This is a genomic window from Nocardioides cremeus (genome assembly GCF_030518195.1).
In the GTDB taxonomy this organism is placed as follows: Bacteria; Actinomycetota; Actinomycetes; order Propionibacteriales; family Nocardioidaceae; genus Nocardioides; species Nocardioides cremeus.
This window is the reverse complement of record NZ_JAULSC010000410.1, coordinates 1-227: the sequence shown is the minus strand read 5'-3', so window position 1 is coordinate 227 and position 227 is coordinate 1. Positions and strand designations below refer to the sequence as shown.

Genomic DNA, 227 nt, shown 5'->3' with positions numbered 1-227 from the left:
CTGGGCGACGTCGGGGGAGACCACCGAGCCGGTCGGGTTGGCGTACGTCGGCACCACCCACATGCCCTTGACCGCCGGGTCGTCGGCCACCAGCGCGGCGACGGCCGCGACGTCGGGGCCGTCGTCGTGCATCGGCACGGTGAGCATCTCGATGCCGAAGTCGGCCAGCATGGAGAAGTGCCGGTCGTAGCCGGGCACCGGGCAGACGAACTTGACCACCGGCTCGT

Annotated in this window: 1 pseudogene; it reads right to left on the bottom strand. The window is 71.4% G+C overall.

The features are described 5' to 3' along the window. Nucleotides 1-227, bottom strand: a pseudogene (locus tag QWJ41_RS21540) (aminotransferase); the annotation flags it as partial.